General features: G+C 50.7%; 15 protein-coding genes. 7 read left to right on the top strand and 8 right to left on the bottom strand.

Annotated elements, in window-relative coordinates; translation table 11 throughout:
* The first annotated feature begins 13 nt into the window (after positions 1-13).
* From RJP21_RS16560 to RJP21_RS16580, 5 genes are read left to right on the top strand one after another with little or no spacing between them, the layout of a single operon-like run.
* Complete coding sequence (locus RJP21_RS16560; RefSeq protein ID WP_310860283.1) at positions 14-589, top strand: class I SAM-dependent methyltransferase; 576 nt, start codon at positions 14-16, stop codon at positions 587-589.
* Positions 582-1,217: a phosphatase PAP2 family protein gene (locus RJP21_RS16565; RefSeq protein WP_310860241.1), complete on the top strand. Its 636-nt coding sequence runs from the start codon at positions 582-584 to the stop codon at positions 1,215-1,217. Before RJP21_RS16560 ends, RJP21_RS16565 begins: the two co-directional genes overlap by 8 nt.
* Positions 1,207-1,824 (top strand): DedA family protein, encoded by a 618-nt coding sequence (locus tag RJP21_RS16570; RefSeq protein ID WP_310860242.1) that lies wholly within the window; start codon positions 1,207-1,209, stop codon positions 1,822-1,824. The genes RJP21_RS16565 and RJP21_RS16570 overlap by 11 nt, the downstream gene beginning before the upstream one ends.
* Positions 1,821-2,519 carry a response regulator transcription factor gene (locus RJP21_RS16575; RefSeq protein ID WP_310860243.1) on the top strand — a complete coding sequence of 233 codons (699 nt, stop codon included), beginning with the start codon at positions 1,821-1,823 and terminating at the stop codon, positions 2,517-2,519. The genes RJP21_RS16570 and RJP21_RS16575 overlap by 4 nt, the downstream gene beginning before the upstream one ends.
* A complete protein-coding gene (locus RJP21_RS16580; protein ID WP_310860244.1) occupies positions 2,512-3,600 on the top strand; it encodes a sensor histidine kinase in 1,089 nt (362 codons plus the stop codon). The genes RJP21_RS16575 and RJP21_RS16580 overlap by 8 nt, the downstream gene beginning before the upstream one ends.
* 60 nt (positions 3,601-3,660) lie before the next feature.
* Here the strand turns inward: RJP21_RS16580 and RJP21_RS16585 are convergent, their stop codons facing one another.
* The gene (locus RJP21_RS16585) at positions 3,661-4,581 is read right to left on the bottom strand and encodes a DMT family transporter (RefSeq protein ID WP_310860245.1); all 921 of its coding nucleotides are present in this window, start codon (positions 4,579-4,581) and stop codon (positions 3,661-3,663) included.
* A 237-nt stretch (positions 4,582-4,818) separates the two neighbouring features.
* On the opposite strand from RJP21_RS16585, the gene RJP21_RS16590 reads away from it, so the two are divergent.
* Entirely contained in the window at positions 4,819-5,223 is a 405-nt protein-coding gene (locus RJP21_RS16590) for an RrF2 family transcriptional regulator (protein WP_160037664.1), read from the top strand.
* Positions 5,224-5,394: 171 nt separating this feature from the next.
* Positions 5,395-6,057 (top strand): nitroreductase family protein, encoded by a 663-nt coding sequence (locus RJP21_RS16595; protein ID WP_310860246.1) that lies wholly within the window; start codon positions 5,395-5,397, stop codon positions 6,055-6,057.
* 95 nt (positions 6,058-6,152) lie between these two features.
* On the opposite strand, the gene RJP21_RS16600 is transcribed toward RJP21_RS16595, so the two are convergent.
* The 7 genes from RJP21_RS16600 to RJP21_RS16630 all read right to left on the bottom strand — a co-directional run bounded on the left by RJP21_RS16600 (position 6,153) and on the right by RJP21_RS16630 (position 15,829).
* Positions 6,153-8,051, bottom strand: a complete 1,899-nt coding sequence (locus tag RJP21_RS16600; protein WP_310860247.1) for a substrate-binding domain-containing protein — start codon at positions 8,049-8,051, stop codon at positions 6,153-6,155.
* Positions 8,048-9,250, bottom strand: coding sequence for a response regulator transcription factor (locus tag RJP21_RS16605; protein ID WP_310860248.1), 1,203 nt, complete (start codon positions 9,248-9,250; stop codon positions 8,048-8,050). The genes RJP21_RS16600 and RJP21_RS16605 overlap by 4 nt, the downstream gene beginning before the upstream one ends.
* A 15-nt stretch (positions 9,251-9,265) precedes the next feature.
* Positions 9,266-11,026, bottom strand: a complete 1,761-nt coding sequence (locus RJP21_RS16610) for a cache domain-containing sensor histidine kinase (protein WP_310860249.1) — start codon at positions 11,024-11,026, stop codon at positions 9,266-9,268.
* Positions 11,027-11,170: 144 nt separating this feature from the next.
* The gene (locus tag RJP21_RS16615; protein ID WP_310860250.1) at positions 11,171-12,217 is read right to left on the bottom strand and encodes an ABC transporter substrate-binding protein; all 1,047 of its coding nucleotides are present in this window, start codon (positions 12,215-12,217) and stop codon (positions 11,171-11,173) included.
* 69 nt (positions 12,218-12,286) lie between these two features.
* A complete protein-coding gene (gene yjfF, locus RJP21_RS16620; protein ID WP_310860251.1) occupies positions 12,287-13,315 on the bottom strand; it encodes a galactofuranose ABC transporter, permease protein YjfF in 1,029 nt (342 codons plus the stop codon).
* On the bottom strand, positions 13,312-14,322 hold the full coding sequence (locus tag RJP21_RS16625) for an ABC transporter permease (RefSeq protein ID WP_310860252.1): 1,011 nt from the start codon (positions 14,320-14,322) through the stop codon (positions 13,312-13,314). The genes yjfF and RJP21_RS16625 overlap by 4 nt, the downstream gene beginning before the upstream one ends.
* Positions 14,294-15,829 carry a sugar ABC transporter ATP-binding protein gene (locus RJP21_RS16630; protein WP_310860253.1) on the bottom strand — a complete coding sequence of 512 codons (1,536 nt, stop codon included), beginning with the start codon at positions 15,827-15,829 and terminating at the stop codon, positions 14,294-14,296. Before RJP21_RS16630 ends, RJP21_RS16625 begins: the two co-directional genes overlap by 29 nt.
* Between the last annotated feature and the right edge of the window lie 367 nt (positions 15,830-16,196).

Consider the following 16,196-nt stretch of genomic DNA (forward strand, 5'->3'; position numbering starts at 1 on the left):
GAGAAATCGTATGATGAAAACCATCCAGGAAAAAATGCTGTTCCTGTATAAATTTTCGCAAGCGCCGAAACAAGTCGGCAGCATTACGCCAAGCTCGGCTTTTCTAGCCAAAAAAATGCTTGAGGCGATCGATTGGCGGGAGGTCCGGCACGTCGCCGAGCTCGGCGCAGGCACAGGCGCAATTACCAAATATATCGGCGAATACAACGCAAACCGTGCCGATGTGATATTATTCGAAAAAGATACGCTTCTGCGCGACCGTTTAACAAACGATTACCCCGGGTACGCCTGTTACGCCGATGCGTGCAACCTTCGGGAAACGCTGCGGGCCGAGGGCGTCGACCAATTGGACTGCATTTTGAGCGGGCTGCCTTTTTTCAATTTCCCGCAAGGACTGCGCGACCGTCTGATGGACGAAATCGTCGCCTCGCTGAAGCCCGGCGGCTTGTTTATCGCCTTCCAATATTCGCAGCAGATGAAAAAGCAGCTGTCCCGTCTGTTCGAGATTGAACATGTTCATTATGTCCCTTTAAACATCCCTCCGGCATTTGTGTACGTTTGCCGCAAGCGATATGATACGTATGAATAGAAAATTCGCCGCCTATTTGCCGCTCTGCTGGCTGCTGGCCATTCCCGTCCTGAACGTGTTTTACGGTTTGCTGAATCACGGCGGTGCCGATACCGCAAGGTTGGTCACCGAATGGGACCGGCTGATTCCTTTCATGCCCGTGTTTATCATTCCGTACCTGATCTGGTACCCTTACGTCTTCTTCATGTTCGTCGTCTTTTTCAAGAAGGACCGGCAAGTGTATTACCGCTCCTTGACGTTGACCTGCATCGGCCTCGCGGTTTGTTATTGCATCTTTTATTTGTTCCAAACGACGCTGCCGCGGCCGGACATCGGCGAAGGAGGCATTTTGAACTCGCTTGTCGGCTTCGTCTATGCGACGGACTCGCCGTATAACTGCTTTCCGAGCATCCATGTCCTGACCAGCCATATCGTCCTGAAGGCAGCCTTTCAATGCAAACTGGGCAGACGGGCGACGACGGCGGCAGGGCTGATCTCCTGGTCGATCATCGCCTCCACCCTGTTCGTTAAGCAGCACGTAATCATGGACGTTTTGGGAGGCATCCTCCTGTCGGAAATGCTTTTTTTCTTGATCGGGCGGAGATTGTTCAGAGAAAGCGGGAAGGAGCGTGCGGCCCATGAATGCTGATACACTGCTGTCGTTTATCCAGCATTTCGGTTATGCCGCGCTGTTTTTCGCTTTGTGGCTCGGCATCGTCGGCATGCCGGTTCCCGACGAAGTCGTTGTGATGACCGGAGGCGCCGTGACGGCAAACGGTTTTCTTCACGTGCTGCCCGCCTTTGCGCTAACGTATTTGGGGGTCGTCTCCGGGTTATCATTAGGTTACGCGCTCGGCCGCTTTTTCGGAAACGCGGTGATCGACCGGCTGCGCCGGAAGAAAAACATGAAAAAATATATCGATGTATCAGAGAGGCTTGTCCGAAAGTACGGCAGGTTTGCATTATGCATAAGCTATTTTTTTCCGGTCGTGCGCCATGTCATGCCCTACGTCGTCGGGCTTCATCAGATGAAGTTCAGGCAATACGCCTTGTTCTCGTTTACGACGGGGCTCGTATGGACGGCGATTTTTTTCACGGTCGGACGCCTGGTCGGGGACCATGCGCAGACGATCGGGGAGCTTGCTTACCGCTATGGTCTGAGACTGGTCTGGATCCCGTTTGCCGCGGGTGCCGCCGTTTTAGCCATTCGTTATATGTTCAAACAGCACAAATCGAAAGGAGAGCGTTCGTCTTGACACATACTGTGCTGGTCGTCGATGACGACCCGGAAATTCGCGACGTCGTGCATATCTTTTTGCGAAACGAAGGCCTTCGCGTTTTCGAAGCCGAAGACGGCCTCGAAGCTTTGGAGCTGCTAAAGCGCGAAGTCGTGGATTTGATTATCTTGGACGTGATGATGCCCAACCTGGACGGGATCAAGGCATGCTTCAAAATCCGCGAAACGATGAACATCCCGATCATCATGCTTTCCGCCAAAGGCGAGGATATCGATAAAATTACGGGGCTTACGACGGGTGCCGACGATTACGTCGCAAAGCCGTTCAACCCGCTTGAGCTGATGGCCCGGGTGAAGGCGCAGCTGCGCCGAATCAAGCTGGCGGGCGATGGCGTCGGCCAATCCCAGACAGGCGAAAGCGTCATTGAGATTGGCGACCTGATTATCGATAAAAGCCGGCATATCGTGACGGTTCGCGGCAAGGAAGTATCGCTGACCCCCATCGAATTTTCGATCCTCGAGCTGATGGCCACCCACCGCGGCCATGTGTTTAACGTGGAAAAAATATATCAAAGCGTATGGAAAGAGGAAAAATTTTTAACCGACAACACCATCATGGTCCATATCCGGAATATCCGCGAAAAAATCGAGGACAATCCGCGGGAACCCCGGTACATTAAAACGGTCTGGGGAGTGGGATACAAAGTTGAGTAAAGAGTTTTTTTCTTTCCTGGCATCCTTTCTGACAGGGAAAAAGAATATCCGGGTCCGGATGTTTTGGGCGGCATTGTTCAGCTTTTTACTGATGATTGCTTTGTCGTATATCCTTGCCTATTTATCGGTCAATTTGATATCGCTCGGGCCGGTCGGGAGTTTTGCGTTTTTGGTTGTCACGTTTTTGTTTTTCTTTTTTATGCTGACAAGGCCGATCGTGCGGTATTTGCGGAGGCTGGCCGACGGCCTCATGACGATCGCAAGCGGAAATCTCGATTACCGGCTGCCGGATTCCGGCGAAGATGAGCTGGGGGAGGTCGCCAAAAGCATCAATTTCATGGCGGAGCAGCTGCAGGAAAAAATCAACCTCGAACGCCGGATCGAACAATCGAAAATGGAGCTGATCACGGGCGTTTCCCATGATTTGCGCACCCCGCTGACCAGCCTCATCGGTTATTTGAATCTTTTAAAACATGACGATTACGCGAATTTGGATTTGGAGGAGCATAAACGCTATGTCGACAATGCGTACAACAAATCGCAGCAGCTGAAGCAGCTGATCGACGACTTGTTCGAATACACGCGGTTAACGAGCGGTACGGCGAACCTGTCGCTAAAAAAAATCGATTTGGGCGGTTTGCTTGAACAGATCATAAACGAATTCGAACCCATCGCGCAGGAAAATGCGCTTTCCGTGCGTTTGATCCGGGATCCGGGGCCGATGTACGCGTCCATCGATACGGAAAAAATGGTCCGCGCCATCGACAACCTGTTAATGAACGCGCTGAAGTTTTCGTTTAAACCCGGCAAAATCACGGTGCGGCTTTTGGATAACTTGGGGCAGATTTATTTCGCCGTCGAAAACTTCGGCAAGCCGATCGCAAAAGAACAGGAAAAACTGCTGTTCGAGCGGTTTTACAAGGCGGACCCGTCGCGCAGCGAATATCGCGCCTCCCCCGGCGCCGGCCTCGGGCTGTCCATCGCCAAAAACATCGCCGAACTGCACGGCGGGCGCATCGGCCTTAAACACGAAAACGGGCACTTCACTTTTTTCATCGAGCTTCCCCGATGTTCCGAGTAAAAGTGCCCGCTTGCAGGCTTTAGGCGCTTAAGTTAATCACAATCACGGCCGGTCAATACCCTATGCCGATTTTAACGGTTCGGCCGCCTGTTTCCCCTTCGGTTTCCATTTGAAACGGTCCGCGTTTAAAAAGACGATCAAGCCGGAAATGGCCAGCATTCCCCCGACGATCTGGAACCATGTCATTTGTTCGCCGAGCAGAATGAACGCAAGCAGGCTCGACCCGACCGGCTCTCCCAAAATGCTCATGGAAATCGTCGTGGCCGAAACATACTGCAGCAGCCAGTTGAACAGCAGATGCCCGAAGACGGTCGGCACGACCGCCAACAGCGCAAACATCGCCCAGTCTTTGCCGGGATAGGCTGTAAAGGAAATGCCGCACACGGCGTTATATACCGCAAATACGGCCGTTGCCGACAGGAATACGGTAAAACTGTACACGTACGAGGACACCTGCTGCACCACTTTCTGGCCGATCAGCATATGCACGGACACCGCAAGCGTGCCGAAAACCGACAGCAAATCGCCGATCAGATTGGTCCGGGATACGCCGATATCCCCCCAGCCGATCAGAACGGCCCCTATGATCGCCACGCCCATGCCGGCCATGGCCACACGCGACGTACGTTCTTTATATATGAAAAATGCGCCGATGACGATAAAAACCGGCTCCAGCGCCAAAATAATCGTCGAGCTGGATACGGTCGTAAGCTTCAGCGATCCCATCCATAGCAAAAAATGCAGCGCCAGAAAAAATCCCGAAGCAAACAGCATCAGCATCTTTTTTCGGGTTAATGACTTAAGCTCCGTCAAATGCGGTCGAATAAACGGGAGCATCAGCAGGGCCGTTATGAGCAGCCGGTACATGCCCTGGATCGACGCGGGGGCCGAAGACCATTTGACGAAGATCGATGAAAACGAAACGGCGATAATGCCGATGATTAAAGGAATTGCGGTTGGGATCGGTGCGTTCTTTTTCATGGTGCTTCCTTTCCGGTAACGATGATAACAACAATTCATTGTATCACGGTCCGGCGAGAGCGGCTATCCTGATTGTTTTGAAACGAATCAACATAACGGGTATAATAAAACTCATTAACTGGGTGTACGCGACAGCTCAATGCAATCCAAAAGATGCAATCTCCCTGCTTTGCGAGGGTCGAAGAGATTGCTTTTTTCACTTTTTATGACGCAACACTGTAAACAGGAGGGATTTTTATGATATCTACCCGGAGCGTCCAGATCGGACCGCCGCGTTTCGGCATCGCCGTGCATGCCCTGATCTTGCTTGCCAAATGCGAAGGAACGCTTTCCAGCGCGGCTATTGCCTGCGATGTCCAATCGCATGCCACGTTTCTCCGCAGGGTATTGGCCCAGCTCATGCACACCGGTATTGTCGAAGCGAGAGAAGGACGAAACGGGGGCTACTATCTGAAACGCCGTCCGGATCAAATTACGCTGGCGGACATCTTTTTGGCTGTACAATCGGATTGCTGCGAACCAGAGGTTCAAGAGAAATGCGCCTCGGGCAAGCAAAAGCTCGAAGCGATTATGGCAGAAGTTCAGAAGCAGACTGTCGAACTGCTCAAGCAGCATACGTTAGCCGATTTGATGCAAGAATAATTACGGATTGCATTGTGCGTCGGAACGTTATATACTGTACTCGGATAGGTTGCAGTTGATAGTTCGACTGCATTTTATTTTAAAACATACTGTGCTTATTGCAAGCACAGTAATTATTTTGAAATATACTGTGCTTGTATTAAGCACAGTAATAATGAGGAGGAGAGAAACATGTCCGTTACACAATTGTCCCAAACGGTGGATCAACAGCAGTTTTTCAACGTTATTCAGGATCGGCGGTCCGTCCGCTACTATGATCCCGAAGCCAAGATTTCGCGGGAGGAAATGAACGAAATCTTGCAGCAAGCGACGCTCGCTCCTTCAGCCGCCAATCTGCAGCCGTGGCGCTTCCTCGTCATCGACTCGCAGGAGCTGAAGCAAAAACTGTTTCCGATCGCCAACGATCAGCAGCAAGTGATCGAGGCTTCGGCCGTCATTGCGGTACTCGGAGATTTGAAGGGTTATACATTGGCCGAGAAGATTTACGGAATGGCGGTCGATGCGGGTTATATGCCCCAAGAGACGGCTAAATCGTTCGTGGAACGCTATCAAGGGTTGTTTGCGAGCATGCCTATAGAGACTGTTCGCCAAAAAGTATCTATTGACGGTGGATTGGTATCCATGCAGCTTATGCTTGTCGCCCGCGCCAAAGGCTATGATACGGTTCCGATGGGCGGCTTTGACCATGCTAAATTTGTAGAAGCGTTCAATATTCCGGAGAGATATGCTCCTATTATGCTTATCGCCATCGGTAAGGCGGCGAAGCCCGGGCACCCGACGACAAGATTGCCGATTGAGGATGTCGCATTTTTCAACGAAATGCCTAAGGCATGATATAACCATTTAGCAATATAAAAGACACCCAAGAACACCCCAATTGTTAGAGACAACTAGCAATTGGGGTGAGTGTCAAACTTGGCCGATCAGGCTTAAAATTCCCGATTTTGCAGCTCCCGCTTTGCCGTTTCCTGAGTAAACACACCTTCAGAGGTGATGATCTTCATCGGCAGTTCCTTGCCGTCCATTAGATCCCGGACTGCTTTCATAAGCTGGGGGCCGAGCAGCGGGTTGCATTCGACGGCCATATTCAATTTGCCCGTAACCATCGCTTGGAACGCCGGGCGTGTCGCATCGATTGAAATGATGACCATGTCCTTCCCCGGATGAAGCCCGTATTCTTCGATCGCTTGTATGGCTCCGAGCGCCATGTCGTCATTGTGAGCGTACACGACATCAATCAGCTTGCCGTGTTGCCGCAATGCGGTCTCCATCATCTTCTTGCCGTCCTCGTAGGTGTAATCTCCGCTGTACGACCCCAGAATTTCGAAATTGCCGTGCTGACGGATGACCTCCTCGAACCCTTTTTTTCGGCCGACCGCGGGTGCAGACTTCTCCGTGCCCTCCAGCTCAACGATGCGATATCGCTTCTGTCCCGTCAGTTCGCCGGCCAGCCAACGCGCCGCTCTTCGTCCCTCATCCATCATGTCCGAACCTATATATGCCGTCCAAAGCGTATCGTCGCTTACCTTCACTTCCCTGTCGGACAATATGACCGGAATACCGGCCTCCTTCGCTTCCTGCAGCACTTCCTCCCAGCCCGTCTCGGTCTTCGGCGAAAAAGCGATGACATCTACTTTTTGTTTAATGAACCGCCGAATAATCTCAATCTGCCTCTCTTGCGATTGCTCCGCATTATCGTAAAGAAGATCGATCCCCGCTTCCTTGGCTGCGGCAATCACCGATTTCGTGTTCGCCAGCCTCCAGCTGCTTTCGGTACCGACCTGGGCAAAGCCAAGCACGATAGACTTCCCTTCATCCTGTTTCGTCGTTTCACGCTTTTCCGGGTCGCTTCGATCTTTAGCCGGGTCCGATCTTTTTACCGACATGTCCGTCCGGGCGGTAATTTTTTGACTCCGTAAAATCACTTTCTTCGGAATGCCTTTCTCTTTGTTCAAAATGTCAATGCCATAATGGACCGCTTCTTTACCGCCGGTAGGGCTTGTGAATGTACCCGTCAACCGGTTTTCCGAGATTAGCTTGAAGCTGCCGTTTTCCGAATTGACCCCGTCGATCCCGATGATATCCAAATGGTCCAGGCCTGCATGATGTGCGGCGCGATAAGCTCCGAGCGCCATCGCTTCATTATGCGCAAACACCATATCGACCCCGCGATGTGCAGCGAACCACCCTGTCAACAGGTCCTCGGCCATGTCGCGCTGCCAATCCGCATTAAATGTTGCAGTGATTTCAATGTTAGGACTTTCCGTTAGAGCTTGGCGAAAGCCTTTGCTGCGCTCTTCAACGCTTGGCGATCCTTTCAGCCCCTGCACCTCGATGATTTTCCCGCCGGCCGGACCTAATGTTTCAAGGGCGAATTCGCCCGCTTTTTTACCGATCATCTCGTTATCCGTTCCGATATAAAGCGTATAATCGTAACCGGTTACGCCCCGTCCCATGACAATGACGGGAATTTTGCGGTATACATCGCTAATCGTCGGCGTCAACGCCACCGGATCGTCAAGCGAAATGATCAGCAGATCGATACCGTACTCGAGCAGATTCTTCACATCTTCCGCCTGTTGGCTGCTGCTCTGGGCCGCATCCGTAAAGATCACGCGAACATCGCCCCGCTGCTCCACCTCCTTGCGGATTTCATCGTTCATAACCACCCGCCAAGGCTCGGACAGATTCGGTTGGGAAACGCCGATTAAATATCGAACGTCGTTGCCGGCTTCCCTGCCGTTAACCTGTATGCAATGCCAAATGAAAATGCACAGCAAGGCGACCGTCATCAATATGCCGCAGCTCCACAAAGAACGTCTCATCATCTTTGGCCTTTCCGGTAGATCAACGGAGTGGTGCCGGTCACTTTTTTAAAGGTGTTGCTGAAATAATGCTGACTGCTGTAACCGACCATTTCGGCGATCTCGTATACTTTTGCCGCAGGATCGTTCATGAACTGAATAGCCTTTTGAATCCGGACTTTGGTCAAATAATCGATAAAGGACAACCCCAGCTCCCGCTTCAACTGTTTGCTTAAATACGCGGGACTCACCTGCACCCCGTCCGCCACTTCGCTCAAGGACAGGTCCGGCTGATGATAATTGCGGTCAATGAACTTTTTTGCCAGCACAACGACCGGAGATAAACTTCCTTTTGTCGTCAGCTCGTCTGCCAGTTTCCGGTATGCCGCGGGTACTCCGGCAATTCCATCGTCTACAATACATTGATCCAGCAAAACCACCTTTTCGAGGATCGTTTCAAGCCGTTGTTGAATTTTTTCCCCCAGCGCCGGCCAATCCGCTGCTTCAGCCATCGTAACGAGTACGATGATGTGGCCTTTCGTATCGTTGAAGACTATTGCGGACTCATACCGGACAACATCTTCAGCCACGTTTCTTGCGGCGAATTCCAGCAGTTCCCGGTCCCAAGCGCGGTGCGTGCCGCCGGTATCCAGATGGCTCATCACCTTCAACAACACGATGCCGATGCTTGGTCCGATCTGCAGCCCGAAAAAATCAAGGTTCTTGCGCACCTCATCCTCATCCATCAAATGATCGATCCATTTCACCAGAAACTTATCGCGAATCAGGATGGAATTGGATTTCAGCTGATGATCCACCCATTTGTGACGCTCCTCATATTGCCTTGTATTCTCTAAGGTTTCCACCGCCTTGGTCGCTACCGATTCCAGCTGGTTCCTTACGACCGGCTTTAAAATATAGTCGAAAACCTTCAGCTTTAAAGCTTGCTGGGCGTAAGCAAACTCGTCATGGCCGGTAATCACGATCACTACGCAGCGCTCCAGCGTCTGCTTCATTTTCTCCAACAAATCCAGTCCGTTCAAAAAGGGCATATTGATATCGACAAACAAAATATCCGGTTTCAGCTGATGGATCAAATCGAGTGCTTGCCGGCCGTCCTCGGCTTCTCCGACGACCTGGATGTTCAGGTCCTCCCAAGGCAGGACTTTCTTTAAACCTCTGCGAATTTTCGGTTCATCATCGGCGATTAACAGCTTCCACACGACCCTATCCCCCATCTAAATATTCACTAATGGCAGCCTTGCTTCAACGACCGTTCCTTGGCCGAGAACGCTGTGTATGGATATTCCGTATTCGGGACCATGCGCCAGTTTGATTCTTTCGTTCACGTTAAATAGTCCATAACCCCGCTCCCTGCCGGTTTGCCGCGTAACTCGCATATCTTCCCTCAACTGGATCAGCTTCTCTTCCGGCAAGCCTACCCCGTCATCTTCAACGATCAATCGCAAAGCATTGCCATCCCTAAAGCCGCGGATCACGATGTTCCCCTTGCCTGATTTCGTCTTGATGCCGTGGTAGATCGCGTTCTCCACAAGCGGCTGCAAAATGATTTTCAACACGCGGTATCGTTTGATTTCATCGGAAACCAGCATCTCATAATCCAGTTTATCTTCATACCTCGCCATCTGAATAACCAAATAGCTTTCGACATGCTGCAGCTCATCCGTTAGCGGTATAATCTCATTTCCTTTGCTAAGGCCAATCCGAAAAAGATTCGTTAGCGCAACGACCAATTCGACGATATCCTGGGCGTCCCGATCCAGCGCCATCCATTGAATGGTATCCAGTGTATTGTAGAGAAAGTGGGGTTTAATTTGGGCTTGAAGCGCTTTCAATTCTGCTTCACGCTTTTCCTTTTGTTCCGTATACACCATATGGATCAAATTTTCGATTTCTTCCACCATTTTGTTGAAACTGTTGCCGAGCTGTCCAATTTCATCATTCGTCCTACTAGGAAACCTTAAATTCAATTCCCCTTCTTCAACTTTTCGCATCAAGCTGCGCAGCTTGCCGACAGGCCGCACAATCGAGTTGGTAAAAAACCATGAGGCGATAAAAGCAAAAAACAAAGTCACCATCGCAATGATCACGGTAACGGTTTGTAAATCAGACACGACTTTAAGCGATTCGTTGAGCGGAATGACCCCGACGATTCTCCAGCCGATATCCGGGAACATGTTATAGATGATTTGGTAATTCCGTCCAAAAATCGGCTTGACCAGACTGCCTGTCGTACCACCCAACCACTCGCCCGTAATTCGATATACGATCCGGTTTACCGGTGAATAGACGACCCCGTTCTTTTCATCCATAATAAAAATAAATCCGCTTTTTCCAAGAGACACCGATTCGACGATACTCCGGATGAATTCAAGCTTCATATCGATCATCACGACTCCGATGATTTCGTCCGTTACCGGGTCTTTCACCGCCTTCGCAACGGACAGTACTTGATCCGCGCTTATGTTTTGCCTCAGTTTGATATTCCGTCCGATCGGATGGCTGAATAAGTGAAGGGTATCCGGATTGCCGACCGCGGCCTGATACCAACGCTCTTCCGTCAGCGGATCGCGCTGGATCCGCTCCAACGTATTGCTGGCTGAAGCACTACGCCGGTTGACGGTCAGAATGCCTGCAATTTCGGGACGTTGTCTTTCGAAAATGGCTTCCCTCCGCTGCACTTCGGCGCCGGTTTCAGCCAATGTTGCCCAATCTTGTTCGCCTGCCCGCATAAATTCAATCACGGCTTTTTCGGCTGCCAAATATTCGATGATGTGATCCATCTCTTTCAAATAGACTTCGATATGATTTTTGACTTGATTCATCATCTGGATCGTATGGGAGTTCGTCTCTTCTTCAATCGATTTCTTATAGAGATAACTGCCCAAAAAGCCTAGGGTTAAGATGGATAATGAAATAATAAAGATGAAGTACAGGAGCAGTTTGAATCGTATGCTTCGATTGGCAATGAACCCCATACGCAAAAAGCATCAGCCCATTCTATCGAAAGATATCAAGAGGTTTGATCCTTATCATAATGCAAAATGTGAAAATGCAAAAGAGTCCATCACTCTTTTGCAGCTTCACATGGCTATTATTCGTGGACAGTCATGAAAAGAACGCTAGTATTTGCGGTTTGGCAGGGCATCGATCGCTTTCTGTCCGAAATAGACGTCTTCTTCAGACTTAATCCATCGCGGAAGTTCTTTGCCTTCTTTATAATCCAGTATCGCTTGCTTTAATTGCGGTCCGAGCAGCGGATTACACTCGATCGTAACGTTCATTTTTCCCTGGGAAATCGCTTCGAAAGCTCCTTTAATGCCGTCGACGCCGATGATTTTGATGTCGGTACCCGGCTTCAGGCCGGCTTCTTCGATGGCTTGAACCGCGCCAAGCGCCATATCGTCGTTGTGTGCATATACGACTTGAATGTTCTTATCTTTTTTCAGATATGCTTCCATCACTTCCTTGCCCTTGGCTCTGGTAAAATCGCCGGTTTGAGAGTAAACGATTTTGTATCCCGCATGGCCTGCAATCGCCTCTTCAAAGCCTTTTTTGCGATCGTTCGCCGCACTCGCGCCGACGGTGCCTTCTAGCTGTACGATATTCACTTTCGCGTCTGCGCCCAACTCTTCAAGCATCCATTTGGCCGCGTTTTGGCCTTCAAGCACAAAGTCGGAGCCTATAAAGGAGGTGTACAGATCTTCATGGCCAGCCGTGATGCTCCGGTCCAGCAGGAACACCGGAATGCCGGCGTCTTTAGCTTCCTTTAACACCGTTTCCCAGCCGGATTCAACAACCGGTGCAAGCCCGATGGCATCTACTTTTTGAGCGATAAAGGAACGGATCGCCTTGATTTGATTTTCCTGTTTTTGCTGCGCATCGGAAAATTTCAATTCAAAGTTCGAATCGTTTTCAAACGTTTCCTTGATGGATGCCGTCTCGGCGTCACGCCAGCCGCTCTCCGCACCGATTTGCGCGAATCCTACGACGATCTTTTTTCCCGCAGGTTTATCCGCCGGCGCTGCATTCGCAGGCTCGTTCGCAGGAGCGGTGTTCCCCCCGTTGGCGTCTTTCCCCGGATTGTTGCTGCTGCAGCCCGCGAAGAAGGCAACAACCATCACCCCCATAAGCAAGGTAAGCAGAAAACTTCTTCTGTTTGTTTTCATATTCCTAGCCCCTCCCCTAAGATTAGTTCCGATGCAACTTCACTATAACGATTTGAATATGGGGTGTATTTACATTTTCGCGTCATTCTTTGCAATTTTCCGATCTATCTTGATCTTGCCGCCGGCTGCCTTTTCCTTCTGCATCACAATCAGTCTTTGCAAGGCCATAAAGAGGAACAGGAGGAACCCGACGGCAATTTTCGTCCACCATGAGCTGAGCGTTCCCTGAAAAATGATCATCGTCTGAATGATGCCGGTACAGAGCACGCCCAGCGTCGGACCGACCAAATAACCGAATCCGCCGGTCAGCAAAATGCCGCCGATGACGCAGGCTGCTATGGCATCCATCTCCATTCCCATCAAATGCAGGGAGTTGCCTGACAGCATATAAAAAGTAAAGACGATGCCGCCAAGCGAGGAGCAAAAGCCGCTTAACGTGTAGACGGCAATCGTGGTACCGGCGGCCGGCAGGCCCATCAGTACGGCCGAGCGTTCACTGCCGCCAAGCGCGTAAACAGCCCTGCCAAAACCGGTGTAACGGCCGACGAATATTGCTGTAAGAACGAATAACAGTGCGATCACGACACTGATCGAAATAAAACCGTCCCCAAACAAGCGAATTTTATAACTGGAAATTTGCGTATAGATTTCGCTCGAAATGACGATGCTATCCGTCCCGATCAAATATGCGAGCCCACGGCCCAAAAACATCCCGGCAAGCGTAACGATCCACGGATGAAGGCCAAATTTGTTGATGAGATATCCTTGACCTGCGCCAAACGCTAGCCCAACCAAAAGCGAAACCGCCATGACCAGATACGCGTTCATGCCTTGATTCAGCAGCGTTGCGGATATCATGCTGACCAAAGCGACGACCGAGGCTACCGACAGATCGATGCCGCCGGTAATAATGACGAAGGCCATGCCTGTGGCTATGATGATTAAGTACGCGTTATCAATAAACAAGTTTAGAAATACTTGCAGGGAGAAGAAGCCGTTATACATCAACGATCCCGTTCCATACAGCATGACCAGAAGGAGCAGCGTCGCCAATATGATGATATGGTTGCTGCCGATTCGAAACCGGAACGAATTCACGACGTTGTCACCTTCCTTTTAGCCGAAATAAGCTTCTGTCTGAACACGTCGGATTGGATCAAACATACTAAAATGACGACGATCGCCTTGACAAGCAGGATCGATTCCGGCGGAACGCCAAGGGAATAGATGGTCGTGGTCAGGCTTTGAATAAAAATAGCGCCTACCACGGTACCGCCAAGGAAAAACCGCCCGCCGCGCATGGAAGTGCCGCCGATAACAACCGCCAGAATGGCGTCAAGCTCGTACCATAAGCCGGCGTTATTCGCATCCGCACTGCTCAGATTGGAACTGTAGATGATACCAGCAGCGGCCGCCAGTAATCCGCTAATGGCGTAAGCCGTCATAAAGATCACCCGCGGCTTGACACCGGCAAACTCGCTGGATTTTCGATTGGCCCCGGTGGATTCCAGAAATAATCCGAACGCTGTTTTTGTTTTGAGCAGATACACCAGAATGAACACAGCGGCAGCGATGTAAACCGCAAAGGGGATGCCAAACAGATACCCTTTGCCGATGTATTCATAACGACCATTTGTCGTTGATAAAATTTGTCCATTGGTAATCAGCTGCGCGATCCCGCGGCCGACCGTAAGCAGAATGAGGGTCGCCACCATCGGCTGGATACCTAGAATCGATACCAGGATCCCGTTCCACAAACCGCACAGCAATCCAATCCCGAGCGCAGTCAGAATTGCCACCCATAGCGGACTGTCTTCCAGCATGAAAATGGCCATGGAGCCGGCGATAGCCAGCACCGAACCGACGGAGATATCGATCCCCTCCGTTGCAATCACAAGCGTCATTCCGATCGCCATCATAATAAGCGGCGTACCGCGGTTAAGTATGTCCACGAGATTGCCGTACAGGTGGCCGTCGATGATATCGACTTTGAAAAAGCCGGGCATAACGATCAAATTGAACAAGTACAACATCGCAAGAGCTAAAAGCGGCCACATGATTTTGTGGCGTGCCGCCTTACGCGCCGGCGCTTCCGGATTTCGCAAACACTTCAGCCCCTTCCGCGATCATTTTCATAATTCGGTTGGCCTTCATCCCTGTGCCGGTAACTTCGCCGATTTGAATGCGGTCGCGCAGGACCATAACCCTGTCGCAGCAACTGACCAATTCCTCCAGTTCAGCGGAAATAATTAAGATAGAAATGCCGGAAGCGGCCAGTCGGAAAATCAGTTTGCGAATTTCCGATTTCGAGCCCACATCGATGCCCCGGGTCGGCTCATCAAGAATAAGCAGCTTGGGCTTCGTCGCCAGCCATCGTGCGAGAATCACCTTTTGCTGATTGCCGCCGCTCAAGTTTTCGATCCTTTGCTCCGTGCCGGGCGTTTTGATGTTCAGCATGTCGATGTACTCCTGAGCGATCTCTTTTTGCTTTTTGACCGGAATGAAAGAGAACAATCCTTTTTTCGCTTGCATGGCCAAGGCGATATTTTCACGGATAGTAAGCTCGCCGACGATCCCCTCCACCTTGCGGTCCTCCGGCAAAAATCCGAGCCCGCTTAGAATCGCTTTCCGGGGATACATCAAGGCGATTTTCTCTCCTTCGAGCTCCAGCACCCCGGTGTCGCTTCTGTCGATCCCGAATATCAAACGCGCCACCTCCGTCCGGCCTGATCCAAGCAGTCCCGCGAGACCAAGCACCTCTCCTTTATGAATGGTCAGGTCAAACGGCTGGATCGAGCCTTTTTTGCTAAGTCCCCTCGCCTGAAGGAATACGTGAGCCTGATTTGGTTTATCGGCTTTTTCACCGGGCAGCTCCTCGGGATCCCATACCCGGCCGATCATATGGGAAACGAGCTGTGTTTTGGGCAGCGCCTCCGTCTCAAATTCGCCGACCAACGTTCCGTTTCGGAGTACCGTGATGCGATCCGTTACTTCGTAGACCTGCTCGAGGAAGTGGGTGACGAACAGGATGCCCATACCTTCCTCTTTCAGCCTGCGCATCGCGGCAAACAACTGCTTCACTTCGTTCGCATCCAAGCTTGAGGTCGGTTCGTCCAATATCAAAATGTCGCTGGAAATATCCACTGCGCGGGCAATGGCCACCATCTGCTGCACGGCAACCGAATACGCGGACAACGGCTGTCTGACATCCATATGCAAATCAAACCTTGCGAGCAGTTCTTCGCTAAGCCGGTTCATCGTGTTCCAATCAATCATGCCCCATTTGCGGGGCTGCCTGCCGACAAATATATTTTCCGCAACGGACAAGTTCGGGCAAAGATTAATCTCTTGATAAACCGTACTGATTCCGAGCTGTTGAGCTTCCAATGGGGATTTGGGATGAATCTCCCTTTCCCGAAGTTTGATCGTCCCGGCGTCCTTTTTATGAACCCCTGTCAGCACTTTGATTAAGGTGGATTTACCCGCGCCGTTTTCTCCCATCAGCGCATGAATCTCCCCTTTCCGCAAGTAAAAGTCTACATCCGATAAAGCCGCCACACCGGGAAATTCCTTCTTGATTCCTTCCATCGCTAAAAGAATATCCGAACCCATATGCTCACCCTCTTTCTATTCTCACGATCTCATTTTAGAAAGTCGGAGGTCTGATTGTATTTAGAATAATAAGTCTTTTTTTAAGCATTTCGGTCTTTCGCATATCGGGTATCGGAAAGAAGTAAGGGCGCCTCTCAAAGAGGGGCGCTTTTGCGGAGCAAAAGTACTGAGGGTATCGGAAAGAAGTCCGACGCCTCTTAAAAAGAGGCGCTTTTGCGGAGCAAAAGTACTGAGGGTATCGGAAAGAAGTCCGACGCCTCTTAAAAAGAGGCGCTTTTGCGGAGCAAAAGTACTGAGTGGAGCCTTAGCCTCCAAAATTGACAAAAAAAGGAACCATGCATAAAAAGCCATGATTCCATCGCGTCGC

Origin of the sequence: Paenibacillus sp. VCA1 (assembly GCF_031583795.1) — a bacterium.
Classification (GTDB): domain Bacteria; phylum Bacillota; class Bacilli; order Paenibacillales; family Paenibacillaceae; genus Paenibacillus_AQ; species Paenibacillus_AQ albilobatus.

What these genes read in the sequence shown, in the direction of transcription:
- RJP21_RS16570 (WP_310860242.1), top strand. Translation starts at nt 1,207, where the DNA reads ATGAATGCTGATACACTGCTGTCGTTTATCCAGCATTTCGGTTATGCC.
- RJP21_RS16630 (WP_310860253.1), bottom strand. Translation starts at nt 15,829, where the DNA reads ATGGGTTCGGATATTCTTTTAGCGATGGAAGGAATCAAGAAGGAATTT.
- RJP21_RS16600 (WP_310860247.1), bottom strand. Translation starts at nt 8,051, where the DNA reads ATGATGAGACGTTCTTTGTGGAGCTGCGGCATATTGATGACGGTCGCC.
- RJP21_RS16615 (WP_310860250.1), bottom strand. Translation starts at nt 12,217, where the DNA reads ATGAAAACAAACAGAAGAAGTTTTCTGCTTACCTTGCTTATGGGGGTG.
- RJP21_RS16560 (WP_310860283.1), top strand. Translation starts at nt 14, where the DNA reads ATGAAAACCATCCAGGAAAAAATGCTGTTCCTGTATAAATTTTCGCAA.
- RJP21_RS16585 (WP_310860245.1), bottom strand. Translation starts at nt 4,581, where the DNA reads ATGAAAAAGAACGCACCGATCCCAACCGCAATTCCTTTAATCATCGGC.
- RJP21_RS16590 (WP_160037664.1), top strand. Translation starts at nt 4,819, where the DNA reads ATGATATCTACCCGGAGCGTCCAGATCGGACCGCCGCGTTTCGGCATC.
- RJP21_RS16565 (WP_310860241.1), top strand. Translation starts at nt 582, where the DNA reads ATGAATAGAAAATTCGCCGCCTATTTGCCGCTCTGCTGGCTGCTGGCC.
- RJP21_RS16595 (WP_310860246.1), top strand. Translation starts at nt 5,395, where the DNA reads ATGTCCGTTACACAATTGTCCCAAACGGTGGATCAACAGCAGTTTTTC.
- RJP21_RS16610 (WP_310860249.1), bottom strand. Translation starts at nt 11,026, where the DNA reads ATGGGGTTCATTGCCAATCGAAGCATACGATTCAAACTGCTCCTGTAC.